Origin of the sequence: Pseudomonas sp. GD03944 (genome assembly GCF_029839275.1) — a bacterium.
Lineage (GTDB): Bacteria > Pseudomonadota > Gammaproteobacteria > Pseudomonadales > Pseudomonadaceae > Aquipseudomonas.
Genome location: NZ_JAOCAH010000016.1, coordinates 71,553 through 95,844 on the forward strand (window position 1 = coordinate 71,553; position 24,292 = coordinate 95,844).

The window sequence follows — 24,292 nt, forward strand, 5'->3', positions numbered from 1 at the left end:
AAACTCAGGATGCTAGCCACCCGCCAGCGGCTAAGCAACCGTCATGCGCGCAAACTGCGTGCTGGATCGTAGCCAGGCATGTCTGCCGGCAGTGCTAGACTGGCGCGGCCCTTCGCTTCAGGAATGCACCGTGACCTCCAGTCTGTTCTGGTACGACTACGAAACCACCGGTATCGACCCGCGCCGCGACCGCCCCGTGCAGGTGGCCGGCATCCGCACCGATGAAGACCTCAATGAAATCGGCGAGCCGCTGAATCTCTATTGCCAGCCGAGCGACGACATCCTGCCGCACCCTGCGGCCTGCCTGGTGACCGGCATCACGCCCGGCCTGCTGGCGGAAAAGGGGCTGCGTGAAGCCGAGTTCATGCGCCGCGTGCACGCCGAGCTGTCGCTGCCGGGCACCTGCGGTGTGGGTTACAACAGCCTGCGCTTCGACGACGAAGTGACGCGCTACAGCCTGTACCGCAACTTTTTCGACCCCTACGCCCGGGAGTGGCAGGGTGGCAACAGCCGCTGGGACCTGATCGACCTGGTGCGCACCGCCTACGCCCTGCGTCCGGAAGGTATCGTCTGGCCGGAAGAAGACGGGCGGGTCAGCCTGCGCCTGGAGCGCCTGACCGCTGCCAACGGCATCGACCACGGGCAGGCCCACGACGCGCTGTCCGATGTGCGGGCGACCATTGCCCTGGCACGCCTGGTGCGCAGCCGGCAGCCCAAGCTGTATGACTACCTGTACGGCCTGCGTAACAAGCACCGTGTGCTCGACCAGATCAAACTGCTGCAGCCGCTGGTGCACATCTCGGGCCGTTTTGCCGGCGCCCGGCATTACCTGGCGGTGGTGCTGCCCCTGGCGTGGCACCCGCGCAATCGCAACGCCCTGATCGTCTGCGACCTGCAGGCCGATGTGTCGCCGCTGCTCGACGAAGACGCCGATACCCTGCGCGAGCGCCTCTACACCCGCCGCGAACAGCTGGCCGACGGCGTCGCGCCGGTGCCCCTGAAGTTGCTGCACATCAACCGCTGCCCGGTGGTCGCGCCGCTGAGCGTATTGCGCGAAGGCGATATTCAGCGACTGCAACTGGATGTGACGAGTTACCAGCGTGCTGCCGCGCAACTCACCGAAGCCCAGGCGCTGTGGCAGGACAAACTTGCCGGTATCTATACCGAAGAGGCGTTTGCCCAAAACGACGATCCCGAGCAACAGTTGTATGACGGTTTTATCAACGACCGGGATCGGCGTTTATGCGAGCAAGTCCGGCAGGCAGAGCCTCAGCGCCTCGCTCAGGAAGTCTGGCCGTTCGACGATGCACGCTTGCCTGAATTGCTCTTTCGATACCGGGCGCGGAACTTTTCAGCCGGTTTGAATGCAGAAGAACATCAACGCTGGTGGCGGTTTTGCCAGCAACGTTTAACACTGCCCGAATTCGGTGCACCCAATACCCTGACAACATTCGATACGGCAATGGCAGAACTCTTGGCCACGGCAACTGTCGAGCAGCGTGCGGTATTGCAGGCCTGGTCCGAACATGCGCAGCACTTGCGCCAACGCTATGCACTGCCGGCCCCGGTATTAGATGCGCCTGGCTGAATCGCAGGCATAAAAAACGCCAGCGTCTGCTGGCGTTTTTGTGTGCAGCGGGTACGGCGGGGAATTAACCCAGCAGCGTTGCCCAGCCTTCAACCACGTCCGAACCCCATTTGGCTTTCCACTCTTTCAGCGTCTTGTGGTTGCCGCCTTTGGTTTCGATGACTTCACCGGTGTTCGGGTTCTTGTACTGCTTAACTTTGCGGGCGCGCTTGGTGCCGGTTGCTTTGGCAGCGGTACGCGGAGCCTTGTTGATTTTGGCTTCCGGGTCCATCAGGGCAATGACGTCGCGCAGCGACTTCTGGTATTCGCCCATCAGGGTGCGCAGTTTGCCTTCGAACTCCAGTTCTTTTTTCAGCTTGTCGTCTTGCGACAGCTTTTTCAGGCGCTCTTGCAGTTCTTTGATGGTTTCTTCTGTAGCGCGGTATTCGTTGATCAGCGACATGGGGGTGTCCTAATTCGTAAAGGAGGGTGGCAAGTGTTGGTAATAATAGTCACGCACTTTTAACAAGTAAACCGCTTTGTAGGAATTTGCCACAGTTGGCAATTAATGGAGTTCAATGTTGGCGCTACATTTCATTACAGTCGGTTTTATCCGTTTAAGTCCTTAATTTGCCGATACCCATCCGTCGATGACGGCGAATGACGTCTGCAGTTTTCTCTGGCGTTCGACGAGGCCCTGTGTCGCAGGGGCCTATGTTTCGTGGTGTGGCACACTTGCACCCCACCCGCGCGATGCGCGCTCATGCGCATACTGCAGTTTTTCTTCGCTACGGCTAAAATGGCCGACTTTGTAAAGTTTTCGGAGTTCTCCATGCGCACTTTTAGGCTGGTCATTGCCTGCCCTGACCGCGTCGGTATCGTGGCCAAGGTCAGTAATTTTCTGGCTACCTACAACGGTTGGATCACCGAGGCGAGCCACCATTCCGACACCCAGAGTGGCTGGTTCTTCATGCGCCACGAGATCCGTGCGGATTCCCTGCCGTTCGACCTGGATGGCTTCCAGCAGGCGTTCGCCCCGATCGCCCGCGAATTTTCCATGGAGTGGCGCATCACCGATTCGGCGCGCAAGAAGCGCGTGGTGCTGATGGCCAGCCGCGAGTCCCACTGCCTGGCCGACCTGCTGCACCGCTGGCACAGCGATGAGCTGGACTGCGACATTCCCTGCGTCATCTCCAACCACGACGACCTGCGCAGCATGGTCGAGTGGCACGGCATCCCGTATTTCCACGTGCCGGTCGATCCGCAGAACAAGCAGCCGGCCTTCGACGAAGTGGCGCGCCTGGTGGAAAGCCACCAGGCCGACGTGATCGTCCTGGCGCGCTACATGCAGATCCTGCCGCCGCAGCTGTGCCGCGACTACGCGCAGCGCGTGATCAACATCCACCACAGCTTCCTGCCGTCGTTCGTTGGCGCCAAGCCGTATCACCAGGCCTCGCTGCGCGGGGTCAAGCTGATCGGTGCCACGTCCCACTACGTGACCGAGGAACTGGACGCCGGCCCGATCATCGAGCAGGACGTGGTGCGCGTCAGCCACCGGGAAAGCATCGAAGAAATGGTGCGCCTGGGTAAGGACGTGGAGAAGATGGTGCTCTCCCGTGGGCTACGCTATCACCTGGAAGATCGCGTACTGGTGCACAACAACAAGACGGTGGTGTTCGACTGATCGCCTGGTCGTGCGCCGACAGGCCGTACGACAAGGAGTTCGATCATGCTCAAGTCAATCAAGGTGCGGGACTACATGACCCGTCACCTGGTGACCTTTCGGTCCGATACGGATCTGTTCACCGCCATCAATCGTCTGCTGGAGCACCGCATTTCCGGTGCTCCGGTGACCGATGCGCACGGTCACCTGATCGGCCTGTTGTCCGAGGGCGATTGCCTGCGGGGCATCCTGTCGGGTGCCTACTACGAGGCCACGGGCGGAACCGTCGGTACCTACATGTCCACCGAGGTGGAAACCGTGTCCCCCGAGGCGGACGTCATCGAACTGTCCGAGCGCTTCCTGCGTGGACGTCGGGGACGTTTCCCTGTGGTCGAGCAAGGGCGCCTGGTCGGGCAGATCAGCCGCAGCGACGTATTGCGCGCGGTCAAGGAGTTCGCGCAGCATGAGCAGGGTAAGCATGTCACTGAGTGATCAGGAGCCGCGAGCATGAGTGATCCACTGGAACGAGCCACATCCAAGGCGCCACCGACGGTGGGGGACGGTTGTGTCCGGCGATACGACCCGGACGCCCTGAGCCCCGAGGATGGCACCAGCTTCCCGGGTGCCGCCGAGCTGTGGGAGCAATTGCAGCGAGACCCGGCGAATGCGCCGGGTACCGATAACGAAAAAGGGCGCTGACAGCGCCCTTTTTCGTTTCAGATGCGGAAGCTGTCCACCAGCTGCTTCAGGCGTGAAGCCTGCCGCTCCAGGTCGCCGCAGGCGCGCAGGGTCGCCTGCAGGTTTTCCACGCCTTCCTGATTGAGGGTGTTGATCTCGATGATGTCCATGTTCAGCGACTCGATCACCGAGGTTTGCTCTTCCGTGGCGGTGGCCACCGACTGGTTCATGCCGTCGATCTCGCCGATGCGCTGAGTCACGCTGCCCAGGCGCTCGCCGGCCTGGTTGGCGATCTCCACGCTTTCCTCGCTGTAGCGCTGGCTCTCGGTCATGGTGGTGACCGACTCGCGGGAGCCGACCTGCAGCTCTTCGATCATCTTTTCGATTTCCTGGGCCGATTCCTGGGTGCGGTGCGCCAGGTTGCGCACCTCGTCGGCGACCACTGCGAAGCCACGTCCGGCTTCACCGGCCCGCGCGGCCTCGATGGCGGCGTTGAGGGCGAGCAGGTTGGTCTGCTGGGAGATGCTCTTGATCACCTCGAGGATCTGCCCGATGTTCACCGTCTTGCCGTTCAGCGTCTCGATGTGGCTGCAGGAGCTGCTGATCTTGCCGGACAGGTCGTTCATCGCGCGGATGGTCTGCTGCACCACCTGCCGCCCATCTTCGGCCTGCTGGCGGGCGTCGGAGGCCTGGTTCGAGGCATCGGCGGCGTTGCGCGCGATCTCCTGGGCGGCGGCGCCGAGCTGGTTGATCGCCGCGGCCACGCTGTTGGTGCGCGAGGACTGCTCGTCCGAGTTGGCCATCGACGAGTTGGAGGCGTTGACCACCAGCTTGGCCACCTCGTTCACCTGGCTGGTGGCGGACGAGACCTCGCGGATCGAGCCGTGGATACGCTCGACGAACTGGTTGAAGGCGCCGGCCAGGGCACCGAATTCGTCGTTGGACTGGATCGCCAGGCGCCGGGTCAGGTCGCCCTCGCCTTGGGCGATGTCCTGCATGGCCTTGCCCATCACGTGCAGCGGCTGCATCAGCACGCGGATCAGCATGCTCAGCAGGAGGATGATCAGCACCACGGCAATCACCGTGGCGATGATCGCCGAGGTGCGGAATTCGTTGAGCATCGAGTAGGCCTTGGTCTTGTCGACGGACAGGCCCACGTACCATTTCACCGACGGCAGGCCGGCGACCGGGGCGAAGGTCAGGATGCGGGTTTCGCCGTTGGCCTCGACCTCGCTGAAGCCGCTGCCAAGGCGCGGGGTGTTTTCCGGCAGCACGTCCTTGAGGCTCTTCATCACCAGGTCCTTGTCCGGGTGGACGAGGATCTTGCCGTCGGCGCTGACCAGGAAGGCGTAGCCGATGCCGTCGAAATCCAGCGAGTTGATGATGTCCACCAGGGTCTGCAGGCTCAGGTCGCCGCCGACCACACCGGCGCTCTGGGCCGGGGTGGCGATGGTGATGATCAGCTCGCTGGTGGCGGCGTCCACGTAGGGCTCGGTAAGCATGGTGCCGCCGGCGCTCATGGCGCCGGTGTACCAGGGCCGGGTACGCGCGTCATAGCCTTCGGGCATGGTGCTGTCGGGGCGCATGGTGAATGCGCCGTCGGCGCTGCCCAGGTAGGTGAAGGCGAAGGTCGAGGTCAGGGCCTTCTGCTCCAGCAAGCCGACTACGCTGTCGGGAGCCGGGGCGCGGGCCACCGCCTGGGCGGTGCTTTCCACCAGCAGGATGCGCCCGGACAGCCAGTTCTGGATGTTGCTGGCGGTGACGTTGCCCATCTCCTGCAGGTAGCTCTCCAGGTCTTCCCGGATGGCGTTGCGTTGCAGGTAATCGTTGTAGAGGGTGAACAGGGAAAAGGCGGCGATGACCACCAGGGATGCAGCGAGGAGAATCTTGTGACTGAATTTCAAACCATTGCCCATGACTTATTGCCTCGAGGATAACGCCATCCATGAGCAGCTACCGATCACCCGTACTATCGGCCATGATTAACGTGTCGGCACAACCGCATTAAAGCTTTAACTCAGGGGATGGCAAGATGCCTGCAACTAACCAGTTCTTTTTGGGTGCTGACCTTTCCGGTCAGCCTGTCGGCCAGGCGCTGCGCCTGGCCAATCGGCATGGCCTGGTCGCGGGCGCGACCGGTACGGGCAAGACCGTGACCCTGCAGCGCCTGGTGGAAACCTTCAGCGACGCCGGGGTGGCGGTGTTCGCCGCCGACGTGAAGGGCGACCTCTGCGGCCTGGGTGCGGCCGGATCGCCGCAAGGCAAGGTGGCCGAGCGAATCGCCGGCATGCCGTGGCTCAATCACCAGCCGGCGGCTTATCCGGTCACGCTGTGGGACATCCACGGGCAGAGCGGCCACCCGCTGCGCACCACCCTGAGCGAAATGGGCCCGCTGCTGCTCGGCTCGCTGCTGGAGCTGACCGACAGCCAGCAGGCGGCGCTGTACGCCGCGTTCAAGGTGGCCGACCGCGAAGGTTTGCTGCTGCTCGACCTGAAAGACCTGAAGGCGCTGCTGACCCACCTCAAGGAGCACCCCGAGGTGCTGGGCGAGGACAGCGCGCTGTTCACCAGCACATCGTCCCAGGCGCTGCTGCGGCGCCTGTCGGTGCTGGAGCAGCAGGGCGCCGAGGCGCTGTTCGGCGAGCCGGCCCTGCAGTTGGAAGACATCCTGCACCCGGATCGCGACGGCCGCGGCCGTATCCACCTGCTGGACGCCAGTCGCCTGGTCCATGAAGCGCCGAAGGTCTATGCGACCTTCCTGCTCTGGCTGCTGGCCGAGCTGTTCGAGCAACTGCCCGAGCGTGGCGATGCGGACAAGCCGTTGCTGGCGCTGTTTTTCGACGAGGCGCACCTGCTGTTCGCCGACACCCCGAAAGCCCTGCAGGAGCGCCTGGAACAGGTAGTGCGGCTGATCCGTTCGAAAGGCGTCGGGGTGTACTTCGTAACCCAGTCGCCCAGCGACCTGCCGGATGACGTGCTGGCGCAGCTGGGGCTGCGCATCCAGCACGGTCTGCGCGCCTTCACCGCCAAGGAACAGAAGGCCCTGCGCGCGGTGGCCGATGGTTTCCGCCCCAACCCGGCGTTCGACAGCCTGTCGGTACTCACCGAGCTGGGCATCGGCGAGGCCCTGGTCGGCACGCTGGAAGAAAAGGGCACGCCGGCCATGGTGCAGCGCGTGGCCATCGCCCCACCGCAATCGCGTATCGGGCCGCTGAACGAGACCGAGCGCGCGACCCTGATTCGTCAATCCTCGCTGGCCGGGCGCTACGACAAGCCGATCGACCGGGAGTCCGCCTATGAGCTGCTGACCGCCCGTGCCGCCCAGGCCAGTGCCGAGGCTGCCGAGCAGGCGAGTACGAAGTCCGCAGGCAAGGCCGCCAAGGAAGAGCCGGGTCTGGGCGGAATGGCTGGTGACCTGCTGGGCAGCCTGGCGGGCCAGGTGATGAAAACCGCCGTGCGCCAGGCCGCCAACCAGATCGGTCGGCAACTGGTGCGCGGTTTGATGGGCTCGCTGTTGGGCGGCAAGCGGCGCTGAGTCCGGGCGGTTATCGGTAAGGAGGGCGCTGTCGGCAGCGCCCTTTTTTATTGGCCCTTTTCATTGGACAGGCACACGCTAACCGCCAATGCCTGTGGGCAGCGGCAGCGTGAGCATATGTTTCATGAGCGAGGGCGCGGACGTTTACATCGTTTGAATGTATTCAGTCAGTGGCCGCTTCGGATCTCTCTTGAAGATCCTTTTCGATCTTTTCGATTTCTTTTTCGAAGGCCTGATCCTGAATGGTGGCCTTCTTGCGCCATGGCTTGCGCTCGGGGTCCGGTTGAGCGGCGTAGGTGATGACTTCCCCGCCGTAGACATCCTTGTAACGCTGCGCCTGGCGCTCGAGTTCGGCGCGCAGTTCGTCTTTCGTCACGATATTACCTAATGGTTTCAACGATACAGGTGACAACGTAAGGCGCTGTGCCTTACTGCAACGGTCACCGGTTCCAGGCGGCTAATGCCGCTCTACAGAAATGGAAACAGACACTGGCGGTAGTGCCAGGCTATTTCAATTTAAAAACAGCAACAGGGTATTGGAGTTGGTGTTCTTAAATAAGTTGCGTCATGCGACTCGCGGGCAATTATGGCGAACGACCGACAAATGTCCAGTGGTCCGTCCGCAAGCGGCGGCAAACTGAAGTTGGGTTTTACCGGGAGCGAAGTCGGGCTCCCGGCGATACCACGAAGTTGCCGTTGTACAAACGGCGCCCCTCACGCCAGTGGGCGGTAATGCAGGCTGAAGGACAGCTGGGTCGACTCGCCCTGATGCAACAACTGCAGCCCCGGACGGCCCGGCAGGTGATGGGCGTTGATCGGGTGGGACACCGGTTCGAAGCAGAAGAATCCCTGGTCGACCGGGCAGAACACCAGGTAATAACCCGCGCCGCTGGCCTGGCAGTCGAGGCGGTAGCCGGCATCTTCCTGGATGATCTGGCAGTGGCCGTCCCAGCCGCTGAACGCGTGATCGAGCAGGTCGTGGGGCAGGGGCGACTGGGCCTGGAAATTCCAGTGCGCCGGGATGTCGGCCTCGTGGGTCGGCAAGCCGCTGCCGTCACCCAGCCAGATACGCGCGGCGCGCGCGTGCAACCGGGTGTGGGCGGTGCGCGGCAGGTAGGGATGAAAGCCCAGGCCGTGCCACGCCGCCCGGGTATCGGTGTGGGTGACGCGCAGTTCGAGGTTCAGGCGGCCGTCTTCCAGGCTGATGCGCTGCTCGGCGCGGTAGGCGAACGGCAGCGTGCTCTCCAGGTGCAGCGCCAGGCTCGATTCGCTGTGCTCGCCCACCTGCCAGGCCTGCTGCCAGGCGCTGCCGTGGATGGGGTAGGGGTCGTGGCTGGTGTTGGGCGGCAGCTCCAGCCAACCGTCCGGCCTCTCGACGCCGCCCTTGGCGATGCGGTTCGACCAGGGGGCCAGCGGGTAGCAACCCAGACGGCGGGCTGTTCCAGCCTCCAGTGCGGCCTGATCGCTGTGGCGCAGCAGGGCCTGGTCGCTGCCTTTCACGGTCCAGTTGACCAGGCTGCCGCCTTGCTCGGGTGCGACACTGAGTCGCGTCAAACGGTCTTCTAAGTGCAGCAATCGTGTCGACATCTGATAAGGCTCCATTCGTTGTATACATTTGCCGCGTATGGATATGTCATCGTACAACCGCCTAGGCTATGATGATGACTTCGTCGCTAGTCGAGATAGATCGTCAATATGGAAAACCAGAGCGCGCAACCGCGTGTCCGCCGAAAGCACCGCAGCCTGGCGCAGGAGCTGGTCGCTGAGCTTTCCCAGCAGATTCGTGATGGGGTGATCAAGCGCGGCGATAAACTGCCCACGGAATCGGCGATCATGGAAGCGCAGGGTGTCAGTCGCACCGTGGTGCGCGAAGCCCTGTCGCGCCTGCAGGCTTCCGGTCTGGTGGAAACCCGCCACGGCATCGGTACCTTCGTCCTGGACACGCCGAGCCCGAGTGGCTTTCGCATCGATCCGGCGACCATCGTCACCCTGCGCGAGGTGCTGGCGATCCTCGAGCTGCGGATCAGCCTGGAAGTGGAATCGGCCGGCCTGGCTGCCCAGCGCCGCAGTCCGGAGCAACTGGCTGCCATGCGCGCCGCCCTGGATGCGCTCGGCTACAGCGCGGCCCATTCCGGCGATGCGGTGGCCTCGGACTTCCAGTTCCACCTGACGATTGCCGAGTCCACCGGCAACCGCTACTTCACCGACATCATGAGCCACCTGGGCACCAGCATCATTCCGCGCACGCGCCTGAATTCGGCCCGTATCGCCCAGGATGACCAGGAGCACTACCTGGCGCGCCTGAGCCGCGAGCACGAGCAGATTTTCGAAGCGATTGCCCGCCAGGACTCCGATGCGGCCCGTGCCGCCATGCGCCTGCACCTGACCAACAGCCGCGAGCGCCTGCGTCAGGCCCACGAAGCCGCCGAAGCGGAAACCCGGCACGCCTGAGCCATCAGGAACAGGCGACCGGGTCGTCATTCGTCAGTTGGCCTTGCGATAGGCCAGCATGACGATGCCGCCCACCACGATCAGCCCGCCAACCACCTGCAGGCCACCCAGGACCTGGTTGAGAATCAGCCAGCCCAGCACCATGCCGGCCACCGGTTCCATGTTCATCACCGGTGCGTTGCGCGCGATGTTCAGGCGCGGCATGCAGATGAACAGGGTGGAGAACGCCGCGCCGTAGAGCAGCACCAGGCAGGCGAGGGCGATCCAGCCTTCGGTGGCGCTCGGCAGGCTCAGGCCACCCGGGATCAGCCCGGTGGCACCGAGCAGGGTCGAGGCGCCGAATACCACCGACAGGGTCAGCATGCTGCGCACCGAGCCGGCCATCTTGGACAGGCGGTGCTCGGTGACCCACAAGGCTACGGCGAACACCGCGGCGGCGGTCAGGCCGAAGAGAATCCCGGCAACCCATTCCGCATCCGGCTCGCCGGCGCTGAACAGGCGTCCCGGCACATCCAGCACCAGTACCAGGCCAAACAGGATCACCCCCATGATGCCCAGCGCCTGGCGCGTCGGTGCGGCGCCGCCCAGTGCCCAGGTGAGCAGGGCCAGCAGGATCGGCGAGAGGTTGACCACCAGCAACGCCAGCGCCACCGGAATCCGTGCCACCGCCGAGTAGATGCAGAAACTCTGGATCGCGATCAACAGGCCCAGCAGGATCTGCCAGCCCCAGGTGGCGCGGCTCAGATTCAGCGATTCACGCCGCCAGAACACCAAGGCTGCCAGGGCCACCAGGGTGACCCCGGCCCGGCAGAGCATGGCCAGCAACAGGCCGGTGTCGTGGTCGAAGGCGATCCGCGCGGCGACGTGGTTGGCGGCGAAGGAGCACGCCAGTGTCGCGAGGATCAGGACGGCGATGTGACGCGGAAACGGGGTGGAACCTTGCATGACGAAATTCCTGTTTGTCATGGCGCTGTTCAGCGCCTATTTACTGCCTGCTGCGTCAGCCAGTTCGATTGAAACCGGGCTTGGAAGCGGCGCTTCTTCACCGGGTTTCGCCTTGCCTGACTCCAGCCCGCGAGACGTTCAATAGGCGCTACAGGCCCTAAAAGCAAAACGCCGCCCGATTGGGCGGCGTTTTCGTTCAATGCCCGGGGTTGCTGTCAGAGCACGACGCTCGGCAGCCACAGGGAGATGGCCGGAACATAGGTCACCAGCATCAGAACCATGAACAGTGCTGCGTAGAACGGCAGCAGTGCCTTCACGGTATTTTCGATGGTGACCTTGCCGATGGCAGCCCCCACGAACAGTACCGCACCCACCGGTGGCGTGATCAGCCCGATACCCAGGTTGACCAGCATGATCATGCCGAAGTGTACCGGGTCGACGCCGAAAGAGGTGACGACGGGCAGCAGGATCGGGGTCAGGATCAGGATCAGCGGTGCCATGTCCATCAGCGTGCCGAGCGCCAGCAGCATCATGTTGATGCACATCAGGATCACGTAGCGGTTATCCGACAGGGTCAGGAAAGCGGTGGTGATCTTCGACGGGATCTGCATCAGGGTCATGATGTAGCCGAACGCGGCGGCGAAGGCGATGAGGATCATCACGATCGACAGGGTGCGCACCGTGCGGTGCAGCATCTTCGGCAGTTCGCTCCACTTGTAGTCGCGGTAGATGAACATGGTGACGAAGAGTGCCCAGAGCACGGCAACCGCAGCGGACTCGGTGGCGGTGAACACGCCGGAGAGAATACCGCCGAGGATGATGATCATGGTCATCAGGCCCCACAGGGCTTCGACGCAGATCTTGATCGCCTGGCGCAGCGGGATCACTTCGCCTTTCGGGTAGTTGCGCTTCTTGGCGAACCACAGGCACAGCGCCGCCATGGTGGCGCTCATCAGCAGGCCCGGGCCGATACCGGCCATGAACAGCGCAGCGATGGACACGGTGCCGCCGGCGGCGAGCGAGTAGATCACCGAGTTGTGGCTGGGCGGGGTGAGCAGCGCCTGCACCGAACCGGACACGGTCACGGCAGTGGCGAACTCACGCGGGTAGCCCTTCTTCTCCATTTCCGGGATCAGCACCGAACCCACCGAGGCGGTGTCGGCCAGGGACGAGCCGGAAATGGCGCCGAAGAAGGTCGAGGCGGTGATGTTCACCAGCGACAGGCCGCCGCGAACGAAACCGACCAGAACCCCGGCGAAGGCCACCAGACGGCGGGCCATGCCACCTTCGGCCATGATCGCACCGGCCAGCACGAAGAACGGAATGGCCAGCAGGGAGAACTTGTTGACCCCGCCGGCGATCTGGATCATCACGGCGTGCAGGGGGATATCGATCCACCAGGCACCGATCAGGGCCGATATACCGAGCGAGTAAGCAACGGGGACGCGCAGCAGAATCAGAAAGATGAAACTGCCTACGAGAATGGCGGCATCCATTTACGCGGCCTCCTTGGAATCTTCAACGTATTCGAAATCGACGGCACGGCGCTTGTGTTGATCGCCATACAGCAGCTGCTCGAGGACGAACAGCAGGGTGATGAAACCGCCCACCGGGATCGGCATGTAACTGATGCCGACGCGTACCGAAGGCAGGGTGCTGAGGTACTGGTTCCATGTGGCGACGCACAGCTTGTAGCCCCAGATCAGCATGAACAGGGCGATGGCGCCCATGCACAGGCGCACGAACAGGGTGAACACCGGCTCCAGGCTTTGCGGCAGTCGATCGGTAAGGGATGTCACGGCCATGTGAGCACCGGCACGGTAGCCGGCAGCCGCGCCGATGAAGGTGAAGACCACCATCAGCAGAACGGAGATGGGCTCGGGCCAGCCCAATCCTTGACCCAGCACGTAACGGCTGAAGACGCCCCAGGGGATGATCGTGGCCATGATCACGATCGCCACGCTGGCGACCAGGATACAGGCGCGGTAAATGGCGTCATTGACGCCCAGAACCAGGTTTTTCATGAGACTTCACCGGATGGCATGACACCGACGGAACGCCGGTGTCATGCGCTTGCGCGAGGGGATTACTTGACGGCTTCGATGCGCTTGATCAGATCGGCGAACTGCGCGCCGTACTTCTCGCGAACCGGAGCGGTTGCGTCGTAGAAAGGCTTGGTGTCGACTTCGATGAACTCGACGCCTTCAGCCTTCAGCTTCTCGTTGGATGCGGTTTCCTTGGCGACCCACAGATCACGCTCTTCCAGCTGGGCTTCCTTGGCCAGTTTCTTGACCAGTGCCTGCTGCTCGGGGGTCAGCTTGTTCCAAGTGGTCTTGGACATCAGCAGCGGCTCGGGCAGGATCAGGTGGTGGGTCTGGGTGTAGTACTTGGCTTCGCGGAAGTGGTTGTGCTCGAGCAGGGTCGGCGAGTTGTTCTCGGCGCCATCGATCACGCCGCTTTGCAGGGCGCTGAAGATTTCACCGGTGTCCATGGCGATACCGTTGCCGCCCATGGCGTTCAGGGTGTCGATGAACAGCGGGTTGCCGATCACACGGATCTTCATGCCTTTCAGGTCTTCGATGCTGCGCACCGGCTTCTTGGTGTACAGGCTGCGGCTACCGGCTTCCATCCACGCCAGGCCGACCATGTTGAAGTCGGAGTTGGTGATGGCATCGAGGATTTCCTGGCCGATTTCACCGTCCACCACTTTGCGCATGTGGTCGATGTCGCGGAACACGAACGGCATGTTGAAGACGTTGGTGGCCGGAACGACCGAGCCCACGGAACCCAGGCTGACGCGGGTCAGCTGAACGGCGCCGATCTGGGTCTGCTCGATGACCTCTTTCTCGGAACCCAGTACGCCGCCGGAGAACATGCGCGACTTGATTTCGCCGTTGGTGGCGGTATCGAGCTTCTTGCCGAGGTTTTCCATGGCGACTACGGTCGGGTAGCCGGCGGGGTGGATTTCAGCGATTTTCAGGGTCATGTCGGCCTGTGCCAGGGAGGACAGACCGAGGGCCAGCGGAAGTGCGGCGATAAGCAACTTGCGTTTGAAATTCATGGTGGAACTCCATCTTGTTGTTGTAGGTGTGCAGCGTTGCGAACCCCGGGGTGGCAGCTGTCAGGCAACCGCTCCCCAGGTGTTGAACTCAGTGAGCGAACGGCGTTTCCTCCAGCCCGGCGATACCGGGTTGCAGGGCGAACACGCCGCCTGCCAGGGGTTGGTCGGCCAGGTCACCGCCGGGGCGGATCGAGGTGACGAACAGGGTGTCCATGTTGCGGCCACCGAAGGCGCACATGGCGGGCTTCTTCACCGGCACGGCGAGGGAGCGGTCGAGGCGGCCGTCGGGGGTGAAACGGTGAACCAGGCCGGCGTCGTTGCCGCAGATCCAGTAGCAGCCTTCGACATCGATCGCAGCGCCATCCGGGCGGCCCGGGTAGGCGTTCATGTCGATGAACAGGCGGCGGTTGTGCGGGGCGCCGGTATCGATGTCGTAGTCGAAGGCCCAGACCGCCTGCACGGTAGGGTGCGAGTCGGACAGGTACATGGTCTTGCCGTCGGGGCTGAAGGCCATGCCGTTGGGCACGATGAACGGGGAGAGCTGTGGCGCCAGCACCGGTTGTCCCGGCTCGTGGCGATACACGGCACCAGCTGAGATGCCGGCGGCCATGTCCAGCAGCATGGTGCCGGCCCAGAAACGACCCTGCCGATCGCAACGACCGTCGTTGAAACGCATGCCGGCCTGGGCATGCTCCACGCGGTTCAGGCGGGTGCTGACCAGGCGACCGTCGGTGCCGGTCTCCAGGCGGAACAGGCCGCTTTCCATCCCGGCGATCCAGGCGCCGTCGCGGCCCTGGGCGATGCAGGCGATCATTTCGTCGCCTTCCCAGCTCTGCGTGGCGTTGTCGGACGGGGTCCAGCGGTTCAGGCGCTTGGCCGGGATATCGACCCAGTACAGGGCCTGCTCCCGGCTGCTCCAGACCGGGCTTTCACCGGTGGCATTGCGTGCGTCGAGAATCAGTTCAGCGTGCATGGCAGCTCGTTCTCTGTTGTTCTTGTTGTCGGTGTTGCGTGTCCGGATCAGTCGTCGCCGAACGGACCGGCCGCGACGAAGGCGCCGCCGTGGTAGATCGCTGCCGGGTCATCGGCGGCCGGCTTGGGCTGCGCTTCGACCTGGTCGCGGAAGACTTCCGAGGTGTCCTGCGGCTTGTAGCCCAGGTGATCGGCCAGGCGGTTGTCCCACCAGACTTCCTTGTTGTCGGACATGCCGTAGACCACGGTGTGGCCGACGTTCGGGGTGTAGAGCGAGCGCTCGATCAGCTGGGTCAGGTCGCGGAAGCTCAGCCAGGTGCTCATCATCCGGCGGTTCTGCGGGACCGGGAAGGACGAGCCGATGCGGATGCTGACGGTCTCGATGCCATAGCGATCGAAGTAGAAGCTGGCCATGTCCTCGCCGTAGGACTTGGACAGGCCGTAGTAGCTGTCCGGGCGGCGGGCGCAGTTGGCGTCGATGGTTTCGTTCTGCTGGTAGAAGCCGATGACGTGGTTGGAGCTGGCGAAGATCACGCGCTTCACGCCGTGGCGGCGGGCGGCTTCATAGATATGGAACACGCCGCAGATGTTGGGGCCGACGATTTCTTCGAAGGGGCGCTCTACCGAGACACCACCGAAATGCACGATGGCATCGACGCCTTCGACCAGCGCGTGGACGGCGGCTTTGTCGGAGAGGTCGCAGACCTGGATTTCTTCATGCGGGCCGGCGGCAGGTGCCATCTCGGCAATATCGGACAAACGAATGATGTTGGCGTAAGGACGCAGGCTTTCCCGCAGAACCTTGCCTAGCCCGCCTGCTGCGCCGGTGAGCAGCAGGCGATTGAAGGGGGTGTTGGCGTTGGACGTCGTGGTCATGGCAGGACTCTGCATTGTTGTTATTGGATGTCATCTGTTGTCGTATGACTTGCGCCGATTATCATCATCGGGCCATCAGTTTGTCAACGCGACCATGGGAGGAATTTGCGCAGTTGGCCTGGCGTTCGTCGGCGCTGAGCACCGCGCGAAGGTGCCGCGAAAAAGGCGGATTTTTAACGGGAGGAAGGCTCTAGCTCGGCGTTCTGTTGAAATCGTAGTGCCACCGTCGTCATCCGCGGCCAGCGGCTGGGCGGGCGGTGAAATATCAGCGTATTTCAGGCACTTATTGTTGTATGACAACGTATCTCTTATGCCTTTTAGGAATGATCCGAATGCCGGGCCGCCAGGCGGATGGCGTCGCGCATCGGCTGGCACGCCGGGTTGTCATTGTCGTCGCGCCACACCAGGTGCAGTTCGCTCCGCACGCCGGGGTCCAGGGTGATGGGGCAATAGCGCACCTGCCCGAAGCCGATGCGGCTGGCGCTGCGCGGCACCAGAGCCACGCCGAGGCCGGCGTTGACCAGCGACAGGATGGTCAGGGTAGAGCCGCTGTGCTGGACGATGTCCGGCGCCACCCGTGCGGAGCGGAACATGCCCGTCAGCAGCTCGTTGAACGGCTGCCAGGCGGCGTGCGCGTACAGAATGAGGGGCTGTCCGGCCAGGGCGGTGATCGCCAGGTCCGGGTGATCGGCCAGGGCATGTCCGGCAGGCACCGCCAGCACGAACGGCTCGCGCAGCAGGCATTCGCTGACCAGGCCTTGCTGGGGCACGGGTGTGCGCACGATGCCCAAGTCGATGCGCCGGGTGCGCAGGGCCTCGAACTGATCGAAGGTGGGCATCTCGTGCAGCGACACCGTCAGGCCGGGGTGTTCCTGGCGCGCCCAGCTCACCACCTGGGGCAGGAAGTCATGCGTTGCGGCGGCGATGAAGCTGATGCCGATCGAGCCGGCGTCGCCCCGAGCGATCCGTTGCGCGGCGGTGGCGGCGTTCTGCGCATGTTCGAGCAGCGCCTGGGCTTCGATGAAGAAGGCGCGGCCGGCGGCGGTCAGGCTCACCGAGCGGGTGCTGCGATGGAGCAGGCTGACCCCGAGGCTGTGCTCCAGCAATTGTATCTGCCGGCTCAGTGGCGGTTGCGTCATGTTCAGGCGTTCGGCGGCGCGGCGGAAATTCAGCTCGGTGGCCACCGTGGTGAAGCAGCGCAGTTGGGACAGTTCGAGCATTGATGCCTTTTCTGTATCAATCGCAAGGTTCATTAGATTAGACGCTTTCAATGAGCGTCGTCATGCTCGGCCACCTTGTCCATCTGGAGAGGTCGCAGTGATGAATGAACAGGCTGAGCGGGACCGTATTGTCTGGGTGGGGCTGCGCTCCATCGAGTTGCCACTGAACCTGGCTGTCAGTGATGCCAAGGTGCTGACCGGGCGCCAGCGCCCGCTGGACAGCGTGTCGATTCTGCTGGCCGAGGTGCAGAGTGCGTCCGGCCACAGCGGGCTTGGATTCGGCTACACCTTGCGCATGGGACGTGCGGCGCAGTTCGCCCAGGCCTGCGAGCTGGCGCCGCTGCTGCTGGGTGAAGACCCCAGCGACACCGGCCGATTGTGGGAAAAGCTGATGTGGGGGTGCGCCTCGATCGGACGCGGCGGCCTGAGCGCCCAAGCCATCGGGCCGCTGGACACGGCCCTGTGGGACCTCAAGGCCCGGCGAGCCGGCCTGCCATTGGCCAAGCTGCTCGGCGCCCACCGCGACGCCGTGCCCTGCTACAACACCTCTGGCGGTTACCTGCAGGCGCCCATCGAGCAGGTGATCGAGAACGCGCAGGGCTCCCTCGCGCGGGGAATCGGCGGTATCAAGCTCAAGGTCGGGCAGCCGGACCAGGCCCTGGACCTGCAGCGCGTCCGCGCGTTGCGCCGCGCCCTGGGGGACGGGGTGGCGCTGATGGTGGACGCCAACCAGCAGTGGGACCTCACCAGCGCCCTGCGCATGGGCCAGGCCCTGGAAGATCAGCACCTGGAGTGGATCGAGGAGCCACTGGACGCCCATGACGTCGAGGGGCATGCCGCGCTGTCCGCGCAACTGGTCACGCCGGTGGGCAGCGGGGAAATGCTCAGCTCGGCGACGGACGTGTGCGCCTTTATCGACCGCAACGCGGTGGATGTGCTCATGCCCGACGCGCCCCGGGTCGGGGGGATCACGCCGTTCCTGCAGGTGGCCGAAGCCGCGCGGCGCAAGCGGCTGTGCCTGGCGCCGCATTTCGTCATGGAAATCCACATTCACCTGGCCGCTGCCTACGAGCACCGCGTCTGGGTCGAGCATTTCGAGTGGCTGGAGCCGCTGTTCAACGAGCGCCTGGAGATTCGCGATGGCTGCATGCAGGTACCCGCGCGCCCAGGCCTGGGGCTGAGCCTGAGCGAGCAGGTCGAAGGATGGACCGTGGCGCGCTGGAGCGTTGGCCAGCGCGTCTAGAAGAAGGGCGCGGCACCCGACGATCGGGTGCCGCGCTGCGCTCAGCCCTGCTGCTTGCGGCCGATGCTGGGTTGCTTGGGGTCGTATTTCCAGCCAGGGATCAGGTATTGCATGGCCATGGCGTCGTCCCGGGCGCCGTTCGCCACTTTCTTGTACAGCGCGTTGGCGGCCTGGATGCGGTCCATGTCCGGCTCGATGCCGAGGCCCGGTTTTTGCGGCACCTTGACCTGGCCGCCGACGATCTGCAGCGGTTCGTGGGTCAGGCGCTCCTGGCCTTCCTGCCAGATCCAGTGGGTGTCGATGGCGGTGATGCGGCCCGGTGCCGCGGCGGCGGCGTGGGTGAACATGGCCAGGGACACGTCGAAGTGGTTGTTCGAGTGCGAGCCCCAGACCAGGCCGAACTCCTCGCACATCTGTGCCAGGCGTACCGAGCCCTGCATGGTCCAGAAATGCGGGTCGGCCAGGGGGATGTCCACCGCTTCGAGGCGCAGCGAGTGGCCCATCTGGCGCCAGTCGGTGGCGACCATATTGGTAGCGGTGGGGATGCCGGTGGCGCGCTTGAACTCCGCCATGATCTCGCGACCGGAGTAGCCGTTTTCCGGACCGCACGGGTCTTCGGCGTAGGCCAGGATGTGGCCCTGGCCCTTGCACAGGTCGATGGCTTCGGCCAGGGACCAGGCACCGTTGGGGTCGAGGGTGACGCGGGCGTCGGGGAAGCGCGCCTTGATGCCAGCGATGGCCTGCATCTCCTCGGCACCGGTCATGACGCCACCCTTGAGCTTGAAGTCCTTGAAGCCGTAGCGCGCGTGGGTCGCTTCGGCCAGGCGGACGATCGCCTCAGGCGTCACCGCTTCCTGATGGCGCAGCTGGTACCACGCATCGCCGGTTGTGTCGCCCGCAAGGTACGGCAGGTCGGTGCGGGTGCGGTCACCTATATAGAAGAGGTAGGCGAGCATCGGCACGCTGTCGCGCTGTTGGCCGCTGCCCAGCAGGTCGGCCACCGGCACGTCCAGGTGCTGGCCCAGCAGGTCGAGCAGGGCGGCCTCCACGGCGGTGATCACGTTGTCCAGGCGCAGGTTGATTTCGTGGGGCTGCTTGAGCACCGCGGCTTCGGATTCCGAGGTGACCTGGTGCACGGTGGCTTGCGGGCCGTTCCCGTCGCGCCCGGCAATGGCCCGGCGCAGGGTGTTCAGCGTGCGGTTGTACAGGCCGATGGGCTGACCGATGACCAGGCCGCGCACCCGCTCCAGGGCCTGGCGAATGCCTTCGCCGCCGGGGACTTCACCGATCCCGGTACGGCCGGTGCTGTCCTTGAGCAGCACCAGGTTGCGTGTGAAGTAGGGGGCGTGGGCCCCGCACAGGTTGAGCAGCATGCTGTCGTGGCCCGCCACCGGGATGACGTCCATCTCCAGCACCGTCGGGGTTGTCGTGCGCAGGTGTTCAACCATGGGGGTATCGCTCCAGTGATGCAGCGCGGGGCTGCTCGTTGAGGAAAGCCGGGGTGGCCAGGGAAATTCGGGCGCGGGTTCGCAGGCCGGGGTGGGGCAGGGTGGTCGCGGCAAGCGGGCGAGCGGGCGAGCGGGCGAGCGGGCGCAGGGTGATCGTCGGGCGAATCGGGCAGGGCCGGGGGTTGCGGCTGTGCCGATGCCTGGGAGGTGAGCAGGCAGACCAGCGCGGCGGCGGACCTGGCGTGCGGATGAGGCGCTGGCCTCGTGGCCGGTGATAACGTGATCATGGCTAGGCTGTTTGTGTTTTGTTTTTATAGGGCCGTTATACGTTGTCGTACGACGTGTCGCGATTATCGTTAGGGGTTTTGCGGCTTGTCAACGCGACCATTGAAGTGACCAACGGTCGGTCGTCGGACGTTATGCTCGCCACCGCCTTGCGGGTGGAAGCCCCGGTCAAAACCAGGCAAAGCCTGCGTTCTGCCTCGTTTTCAGCGGTTTTTGCAGGGCGAAGGCGCCGTCGCACGCGACGATGAAAAAGAGTGGTTTTGTTTTAAGTTGTACGATAACGTATCTCTCACAGCTCAGGCTGACGTACTTCATCACAACTCGCTTTACAGGGTGCTCGAATAATGAATCCACAAGAACTGAAGTCCATCCTTTCCTCCGGTCTGCTGTCCTTCCCAGTGACCGACTTCGATGCTGCCGGTGATTTCCGTGCTGACACCTATGCGCGCCGCCTCGAGTGGCTGGCCCCGTACGGTGCGTCGGCGCTGTTCGCCGCTGGTGGTACCGGCGAGTTTTTCTCCCTGACCGGCAAAGAGTATTCGTCCGTCATCAAGACTGCCGTCGACACCTGTGCTGGCAGCGTGCCAATCCTGGCCGGCGTCGGTGGCCCGACCCGTCAGGCGATCGAAATGGCTCAGGAAGCCGAGCGCCTGGGCGCCAAAGGCCTGCTGCTGCTGCCGCACTACCTGACCGAAGCCAGCCAGGAAGGTGTTGCCCTGCACGTTGAAGCCGTGTGCAAATCGGTGAAGATCGGTGTGGTCGTGTACAACCGCAGCGTCTGCCGCCTGAACGCCGCGCTGCTGGAGCAGGTTGCCGACCGTTGCCCGAACCTGATCGGCTACAAGGACGGTGTCGGTGACATCGAGCTGATGGTTTCCATCCGTCGTCGCCTTGGCGACCGCCTGAGCTACCTGGGTGGCCTGCAGACCGCTGAAGTCTACGCCGCTGCCTACAAGGCCCTGGGCGTGCCGGTCTACTCGTCGGCCGTGTTCAACTTCATCCCGAAAACCGCGATGACCTTCTACCATGCAATGGCCCGTGACGATCACGCGACCGTTGGCAAGATCATCGACGAGTTCTTCCTGCCTTACCTGGCCATCCGCAACCGTTGCGCCGGTTACGGTGTCAGCATCATCAAGGCCGGTGCCAAGATCGTCGGTCACGACGCAGGCCCGGTGCGTACCCCGCTGACCGATCTGCTGCCGGAAGAGTACGAAATGCTCGCCGCGCTGATCGAAGCCCAGGGCGCCCAGTAAGTTTCACGCAGTACCGCTTCTCCCTGACACAGCGGCGCCTTCCCTCCCGGGATGGCGCCGTTTTTCATCATAAGGAGACAACTCGTGGCTAATGCTCAACGTTTCGACAACTACATCAATGGCCAGTGGGTCGCCGGTGCCAGTTACGCCCCCAACGTCAACCCGTCGGACCTGTCCGATGTGGTGGGCGACTACGCCCAGGCCGATGCCGACCAGGTCAACCAGGCCATCGCTGCTGCCCGCGCGGCCTTCCCGGCCTGGTCCACCTCCGGCATCCAGGCGCGCAGCGATTCCCTGGACAAGGTCGGCAGCGAGATCCTCGCGCGCCGTGAAGAGCTCGGCGCACTGCTGGCCCGGGAGGAGGGCAAGACCCTGCCTGAAGCCATCGGCGAAGTGACCCGCGCCGGCAATATCTTCAAGTTCTTCGCCGGCGAGTGCCTGCGCCTGGCCGGTGAGCTGCTGCCGTCCGTGCGCCCCGGCGTGTCGGTGGAAATCACCCGCGAGCCGCTGGGCGTGGTCGGCCTGATCACCCCGTGGAACTTCCCCATCGCCATTCCGTCCTGGAAGGTCGCCCCGGCCCTGGCCTACGGTAACTGCGTGGTGTTGAAACCGGCTGATCTGGTACCGGGCTGCGCCTGGGCCGTCACCGAAATCATCTCGCGCGCGGGCTTCCCGGCCGGGGTCTTCAACCTGGTGATGGGTACGGGCCGCGTGGTGGGTGAAACCATCGTGCAGAACAAGCAGGTCGATGGCATCAGCTTCACCGGTTCGGTGGGTGTGGGTCGTACCATCGCCGCCAACGCCATTGCCCGCGGTGCCAAGGTCCAGCTGGAAATGGGCGGCAAGAACCCGCAGGTGATCCTCGATGACGCCGACCTGGACGTCGCGGTGGAGCTGGCGGTGCAGAGCGCCTTCTACTCGACCGGCCAGCGCTGCACGGCCTCCAGCCGCCTGATCGTCACGGCCGGTATCTACGACCGTTTCGTCGCGGCCATGGCCGAGCGGATGAAGTCGATCAAGGTCGGCCATGCCCTGGACAAAGGCACGGACGTCGGCCCGGTGGTGTCGCAGGCCCAGCTGGATCAGGACCTGAAGTACATCGAAATCGGCAAGCAGGAAGGTGCACGCCTGGTCTGCGGTGGCGAGCGGGTGGGCAGCGAGAAGGAAGGCTTCTACCTGGCGCCGACCCTGTTCGCCGACAGCACCGGCGACATGCGCATCAGCCGCGAGGAAATCTTCGGCCCGGTGGCCAACATCGTGAAGGTGGCCAACTACGAAGAAGCCCTGGCCATGGCCAACGACACCGAGTTCGGCCTGTCGGCGGGCATCTGCACCACCTCGCTGAAGTACGCCAACCACTTCAAGCGGCATGTCCAGGCCGGCATGGTCATGGTCAACCTGCCGACGGCGGGGGTGGATTACCACGTGCCGTTCGGTGGTCGCAAAGGGTCTTCCTACGGCAGCCGTGAGCAGGGCAAGTACGCCCAAGAGTTCTACACCACGGTGAAGACCACCTACATCGGCTGATCCTGCTGTGCCCGGTCTTGTCGGCGGTTCGCCCGTCGGCATGACCGGTTTCCCTCCGTCGAGCCTCAGGTTTCAGCCCAGGCACGGCGCCCGCTCCAACGCACTCCCGGGTGGCAACACCACGAAACCTTGCCCCTCTAGGCACTGCACGAAAGCGCCCGGTAAGATGCGGCTTCCCTCGTGAAGTCAGTCTCCCCGCCATGGCGAAGAAGCCCACCCGATCTGCCCTTGCGCCGCCCGCCGTTGCCGGAAGCCCCAGCATCACGTTGATCGATGTAGCCCGGGTGGCAGGCGTGTCGCCGATCACCGTGTCGCGTGCCCTGAACCGCCCCGAGGTGGTCAGCGAAGCCGCGCGCAACAAGGTGCTCGAAGCTGTGCGGCAGACCGGTTACGTGCCCAACATGCTCGCCGGCGGCCTGGCCTCCAACAAGAGCCGGCTGGTCGCGATCTTCGTGCCGACCATTGCCCACACCATCTTCGCCGAAACGGTGCAGGCGCTCATGGATCACCTGGCGGCTGCCGGTTACCAGACGCTGCTCGGTCTCACCGGTTATTCCGCCGAACAGGAGGAGCGCCTGCTCGGTGCCGTGCTCGGGCGTCGGCCGGACGGCATCGTGCTGACCGGCACGTTGCATACCCAGGAAAGCCGTACCCGTCTGAGCGCAGCCGGCATTCCGGTGGTGGAGGCCTGGGATCTGGGCAAGACACCGATCGACATGCAGGTCGGCTTCTCCCACGAGAAGGTCGGCAGCGCCATCGCCACGCACCTGCATGGCAAGGGCTATCGGCGTTTCGCCATCGTTTCGGTCGACGACTCCCGCGCCCTGAAACGCAGCCGCAGCGTGGTGTCGCAGTTGAAGAAACTGGGCATCGACGACGTGCCGACGGAAGTGCTGGCCGCACCGGCCTCGGTGCTCAGCGGGCGGGAAGGGCTGCAACGGTTGCTGGAAAAGGGCCATCGCCCGGATGTCATCGTCTGCAGTTCCGACACCGTGGCCCAGGGCATCCTCGCCGAAGCCGCCTGCCAGGGCATTCGCGTACCCGAGCAACTGGCGGTGATGGGCTTCGGTGATCTGTCCAGCGCAGCCCATGTTTTCCCGGCACTTTCCACGGTCAACGTGGACGGTTCGCGCATGGGCAAGCTGGTGGCCAATGCCCTGTTGCAACGCTTTCGCGACGGTGCACAGCCGCAACCGGTTCGGCTGGATACCGGCTTCACCCTGATCGACCGCGCGACCACCTGACCTCTTGTCCGGCAAACCCGTCTGGAACGCATTTTTCGCTTGAATGATTGCGCAATCATAGTAAAGTCATTCCCGTAGCGAACTGGGTAGTGGACTGCCCTCCGAGCTGATTTGATTGCGCAATCATCGTGCCAGCGAACAGCCGATCCACTGCCGACAAATAAGGATAATAACCGTGAAAAACGCCAGTCCCTGCTTCTCCCACCAGGCCCCGAACGGGGGCTTCTTCCGTTCATCCGCATCCGTCGCATTGCGGCCGAGGCCCGGCTTCCTGCCCGTGCCCGCCTAGGGCTCTCGGCTTCGCCCGAGCGCCCGATCGTA

General features: G+C 64.0%; 23 protein-coding genes. 11 read left to right on the forward strand and 12 right to left on the reverse strand.

Features of this window, described 5'->3' with window-relative positions:
- The first annotated feature begins 130 nt into the window (after nucleotides 1–130).
- Nucleotides 131–1,588 (forward strand): exodeoxyribonuclease I, encoded by a 1,458-nt coding sequence (gene sbcB, locus N5C28_RS20675; protein ID WP_279825170.1) that lies wholly within the window; start codon nucleotides 131–133, stop codon nucleotides 1,586–1,588.
- A 64-nt stretch (nucleotides 1,589–1,652) separates the two neighbouring features.
- Here sbcB and mvaT read toward each other — a convergent pair whose 3' ends face one another.
- Complete coding sequence (gene mvaT / locus N5C28_RS20680; protein WP_279825171.1) at nucleotides 1,653–2,030, reverse strand: histone-like nucleoid-structuring protein MvaT; 378 nt, start codon at nucleotides 2,028–2,030, stop codon at nucleotides 1,653–1,655.
- A gap of 369 nt (nucleotides 2,031–2,399) precedes the next feature.
- Here mvaT and purU point away from each other — a divergent pair, with 369 nt between their 5' ends.
- From purU to N5C28_RS20695, 3 genes are read left to right on the forward strand one after another with little or no spacing between them, the layout of a single operon-like run.
- Nucleotides 2,400–3,251: a formyltetrahydrofolate deformylase gene (gene purU / locus N5C28_RS20685; protein WP_279825172.1), complete on the forward strand. Its 852-nt coding sequence runs from the start codon at nucleotides 2,400–2,402 to the stop codon at nucleotides 3,249–3,251.
- 45 nt (nucleotides 3,252–3,296) lie between these two features.
- Nucleotides 3,297–3,722, forward strand: coding sequence for a CBS domain-containing protein (locus N5C28_RS20690; RefSeq protein ID WP_279825174.1), 426 nt, complete (start codon nucleotides 3,297–3,299; stop codon nucleotides 3,720–3,722).
- Nucleotides 3,723–3,737: 15 nt separating this feature from the next.
- Nucleotides 3,738–3,929, forward strand: a complete 192-nt coding sequence (locus tag N5C28_RS20695) for a hypothetical protein (RefSeq protein WP_279825175.1) — start codon at nucleotides 3,738–3,740, stop codon at nucleotides 3,927–3,929.
- Between the two features lie 17 nt (nucleotides 3,930–3,946).
- On the opposite strand, the gene N5C28_RS20700 is transcribed toward N5C28_RS20695, so the two are convergent.
- Nucleotides 3,947–5,824, reverse strand: a complete 1,878-nt coding sequence (locus N5C28_RS20700; protein ID WP_279825177.1) for a methyl-accepting chemotaxis protein — start codon at nucleotides 5,822–5,824, stop codon at nucleotides 3,947–3,949.
- Between the two features lie 116 nt (nucleotides 5,825–5,940).
- Between N5C28_RS20700 and N5C28_RS20705 the strand changes: the two genes are divergently transcribed.
- Nucleotides 5,941–7,443 carry a helicase HerA-like domain-containing protein gene (locus N5C28_RS20705; RefSeq protein ID WP_279825178.1) on the forward strand — a complete coding sequence of 501 codons (1,503 nt, stop codon included), beginning with the start codon at nucleotides 5,941–5,943 and terminating at the stop codon, nucleotides 7,441–7,443.
- A gap of 163 nt (nucleotides 7,444–7,606) precedes the next feature.
- On the opposite strand, the gene N5C28_RS20710 is transcribed toward N5C28_RS20705, so the two are convergent.
- Both N5C28_RS20710 and N5C28_RS20715 read right to left on the reverse strand, forming a co-directional pair.
- Nucleotides 7,607–7,819 carry a hypothetical protein gene (locus tag N5C28_RS20710; RefSeq protein WP_279825179.1) on the reverse strand — a complete coding sequence of 71 codons (213 nt, stop codon included), beginning with the start codon at nucleotides 7,817–7,819 and terminating at the stop codon, nucleotides 7,607–7,609.
- A 338-nt stretch (nucleotides 7,820–8,157) separates the two neighbouring features.
- Entirely contained in the window at nucleotides 8,158–9,030 is an 873-nt protein-coding gene (locus N5C28_RS20715) for an aldose 1-epimerase (protein WP_279825181.1), read from the reverse strand.
- Nucleotides 9,031–9,138: 108 nt separating this feature from the next.
- Here N5C28_RS20715 and N5C28_RS20720 point away from each other — a divergent pair, with 108 nt between their 5' ends.
- On the forward strand, nucleotides 9,139–9,894 hold the full coding sequence (locus tag N5C28_RS20720) for a FadR/GntR family transcriptional regulator (protein WP_279825182.1): 756 nt from the start codon (nucleotides 9,139–9,141) through the stop codon (nucleotides 9,892–9,894).
- A gap of 33 nt (nucleotides 9,895–9,927) precedes the next feature.
- Here N5C28_RS20720 and N5C28_RS20725 read toward each other — a convergent pair whose 3' ends face one another.
- A complete protein-coding gene (locus N5C28_RS20725) occupies nucleotides 9,928–10,839 on the reverse strand; it encodes a DMT family transporter (protein ID WP_279825183.1) in 912 nt (303 codons plus the stop codon).
- Here N5C28_RS20725 and N5C28_RS20730 point away from each other — a divergent pair.
- Complete coding sequence (locus tag N5C28_RS20730) at nucleotides 10,838–10,984, forward strand: hypothetical protein (protein WP_279825184.1); 147 nt, start codon at nucleotides 10,838–10,840, stop codon at nucleotides 10,982–10,984. The two genes, N5C28_RS20725 and N5C28_RS20730, sit on opposite strands and share 2 nt — an antisense overlap.
- Nucleotides 10,985–11,054: 70 nt before the next feature.
- Here N5C28_RS20730 and N5C28_RS20735 read toward each other — a convergent pair whose 3' ends face one another.
- The 6 genes from N5C28_RS20735 to N5C28_RS20760 all read right to left on the reverse strand — a co-directional run bounded on the left by N5C28_RS20735 (nucleotide 11,055) and on the right by N5C28_RS20760 (nucleotide 16,968).
- Entirely contained in the window at nucleotides 11,055–12,335 is a 1,281-nt protein-coding gene (locus N5C28_RS20735; RefSeq protein WP_279825185.1) for a TRAP transporter large permease, read from the reverse strand.
- Nucleotides 12,336–12,863, reverse strand: coding sequence for a TRAP transporter small permease (locus N5C28_RS20740; RefSeq protein WP_279825186.1), 528 nt, complete (start codon nucleotides 12,861–12,863; stop codon nucleotides 12,336–12,338).
- Between the two features lie 62 nt (nucleotides 12,864–12,925).
- Nucleotides 12,926–13,900 (reverse strand): TRAP transporter substrate-binding protein, encoded by a 975-nt coding sequence (locus tag N5C28_RS20745; RefSeq protein ID WP_279825187.1) that lies wholly within the window; start codon nucleotides 13,898–13,900, stop codon nucleotides 12,926–12,928.
- Nucleotides 13,901–13,988: 88 nt separating this feature from the next.
- Entirely contained in the window at nucleotides 13,989–14,873 is an 885-nt protein-coding gene (locus N5C28_RS20750; RefSeq protein ID WP_279825188.1) for an SMP-30/gluconolactonase/LRE family protein, read from the reverse strand.
- Between the two features lie 47 nt (nucleotides 14,874–14,920).
- Nucleotides 14,921–15,748, reverse strand: coding sequence for an NAD(P)-dependent oxidoreductase (locus N5C28_RS20755; protein ID WP_279825190.1), 828 nt, complete (start codon nucleotides 15,746–15,748; stop codon nucleotides 14,921–14,923).
- A 317-nt stretch (nucleotides 15,749–16,065) separates the two neighbouring features.
- Nucleotides 16,066–16,968, reverse strand: coding sequence for a LysR family transcriptional regulator (locus tag N5C28_RS20760; protein WP_279825192.1), 903 nt, complete (start codon nucleotides 16,966–16,968; stop codon nucleotides 16,066–16,068).
- 100 nt (nucleotides 16,969–17,068) lie between these two features.
- Here N5C28_RS20760 and N5C28_RS20765 point away from each other — a divergent pair, with 100 nt between their 5' ends.
- On the forward strand, nucleotides 17,069–18,211 hold the full coding sequence (locus N5C28_RS20765) for a mandelate racemase/muconate lactonizing enzyme family protein (protein WP_279825193.1): 1,143 nt from the start codon (nucleotides 17,069–17,071) through the stop codon (nucleotides 18,209–18,211).
- 41 nt (nucleotides 18,212–18,252) lie between these two features.
- Here the strand turns inward: N5C28_RS20765 and N5C28_RS20770 are convergent, their stop codons facing one another.
- Nucleotides 18,253–19,659: an enolase C-terminal domain-like protein gene (locus tag N5C28_RS20770; protein ID WP_279825195.1), complete on the reverse strand. Its 1,407-nt coding sequence runs from the start codon at nucleotides 19,657–19,659 to the stop codon at nucleotides 18,253–18,255.
- Between the two features lie 629 nt (nucleotides 19,660–20,288).
- Between N5C28_RS20770 and kdgD the strand changes: the two genes are divergently transcribed.
- From kdgD to N5C28_RS20785, 3 genes are all read left to right on the forward strand, one after another.
- Nucleotides 20,289–21,200, forward strand: coding sequence for a 5-dehydro-4-deoxyglucarate dehydratase (kdgD, locus tag N5C28_RS20775; RefSeq protein ID WP_279825196.1), 912 nt, complete (start codon nucleotides 20,289–20,291; stop codon nucleotides 21,198–21,200).
- A gap of 84 nt (nucleotides 21,201–21,284) precedes the next feature.
- Nucleotides 21,285–22,727 (forward strand): aldehyde dehydrogenase family protein, encoded by a 1,443-nt coding sequence (locus N5C28_RS20780; RefSeq protein WP_279825197.1) that lies wholly within the window; start codon nucleotides 21,285–21,287, stop codon nucleotides 22,725–22,727.
- A 200-nt stretch (nucleotides 22,728–22,927) separates the two neighbouring features.
- On the forward strand, nucleotides 22,928–23,971 hold the full coding sequence (locus N5C28_RS20785; protein ID WP_279825199.1) for a LacI family DNA-binding transcriptional regulator: 1,044 nt from the start codon (nucleotides 22,928–22,930) through the stop codon (nucleotides 23,969–23,971).
- Nucleotides 23,972–24,292 lie beyond the last annotated feature (321 nt).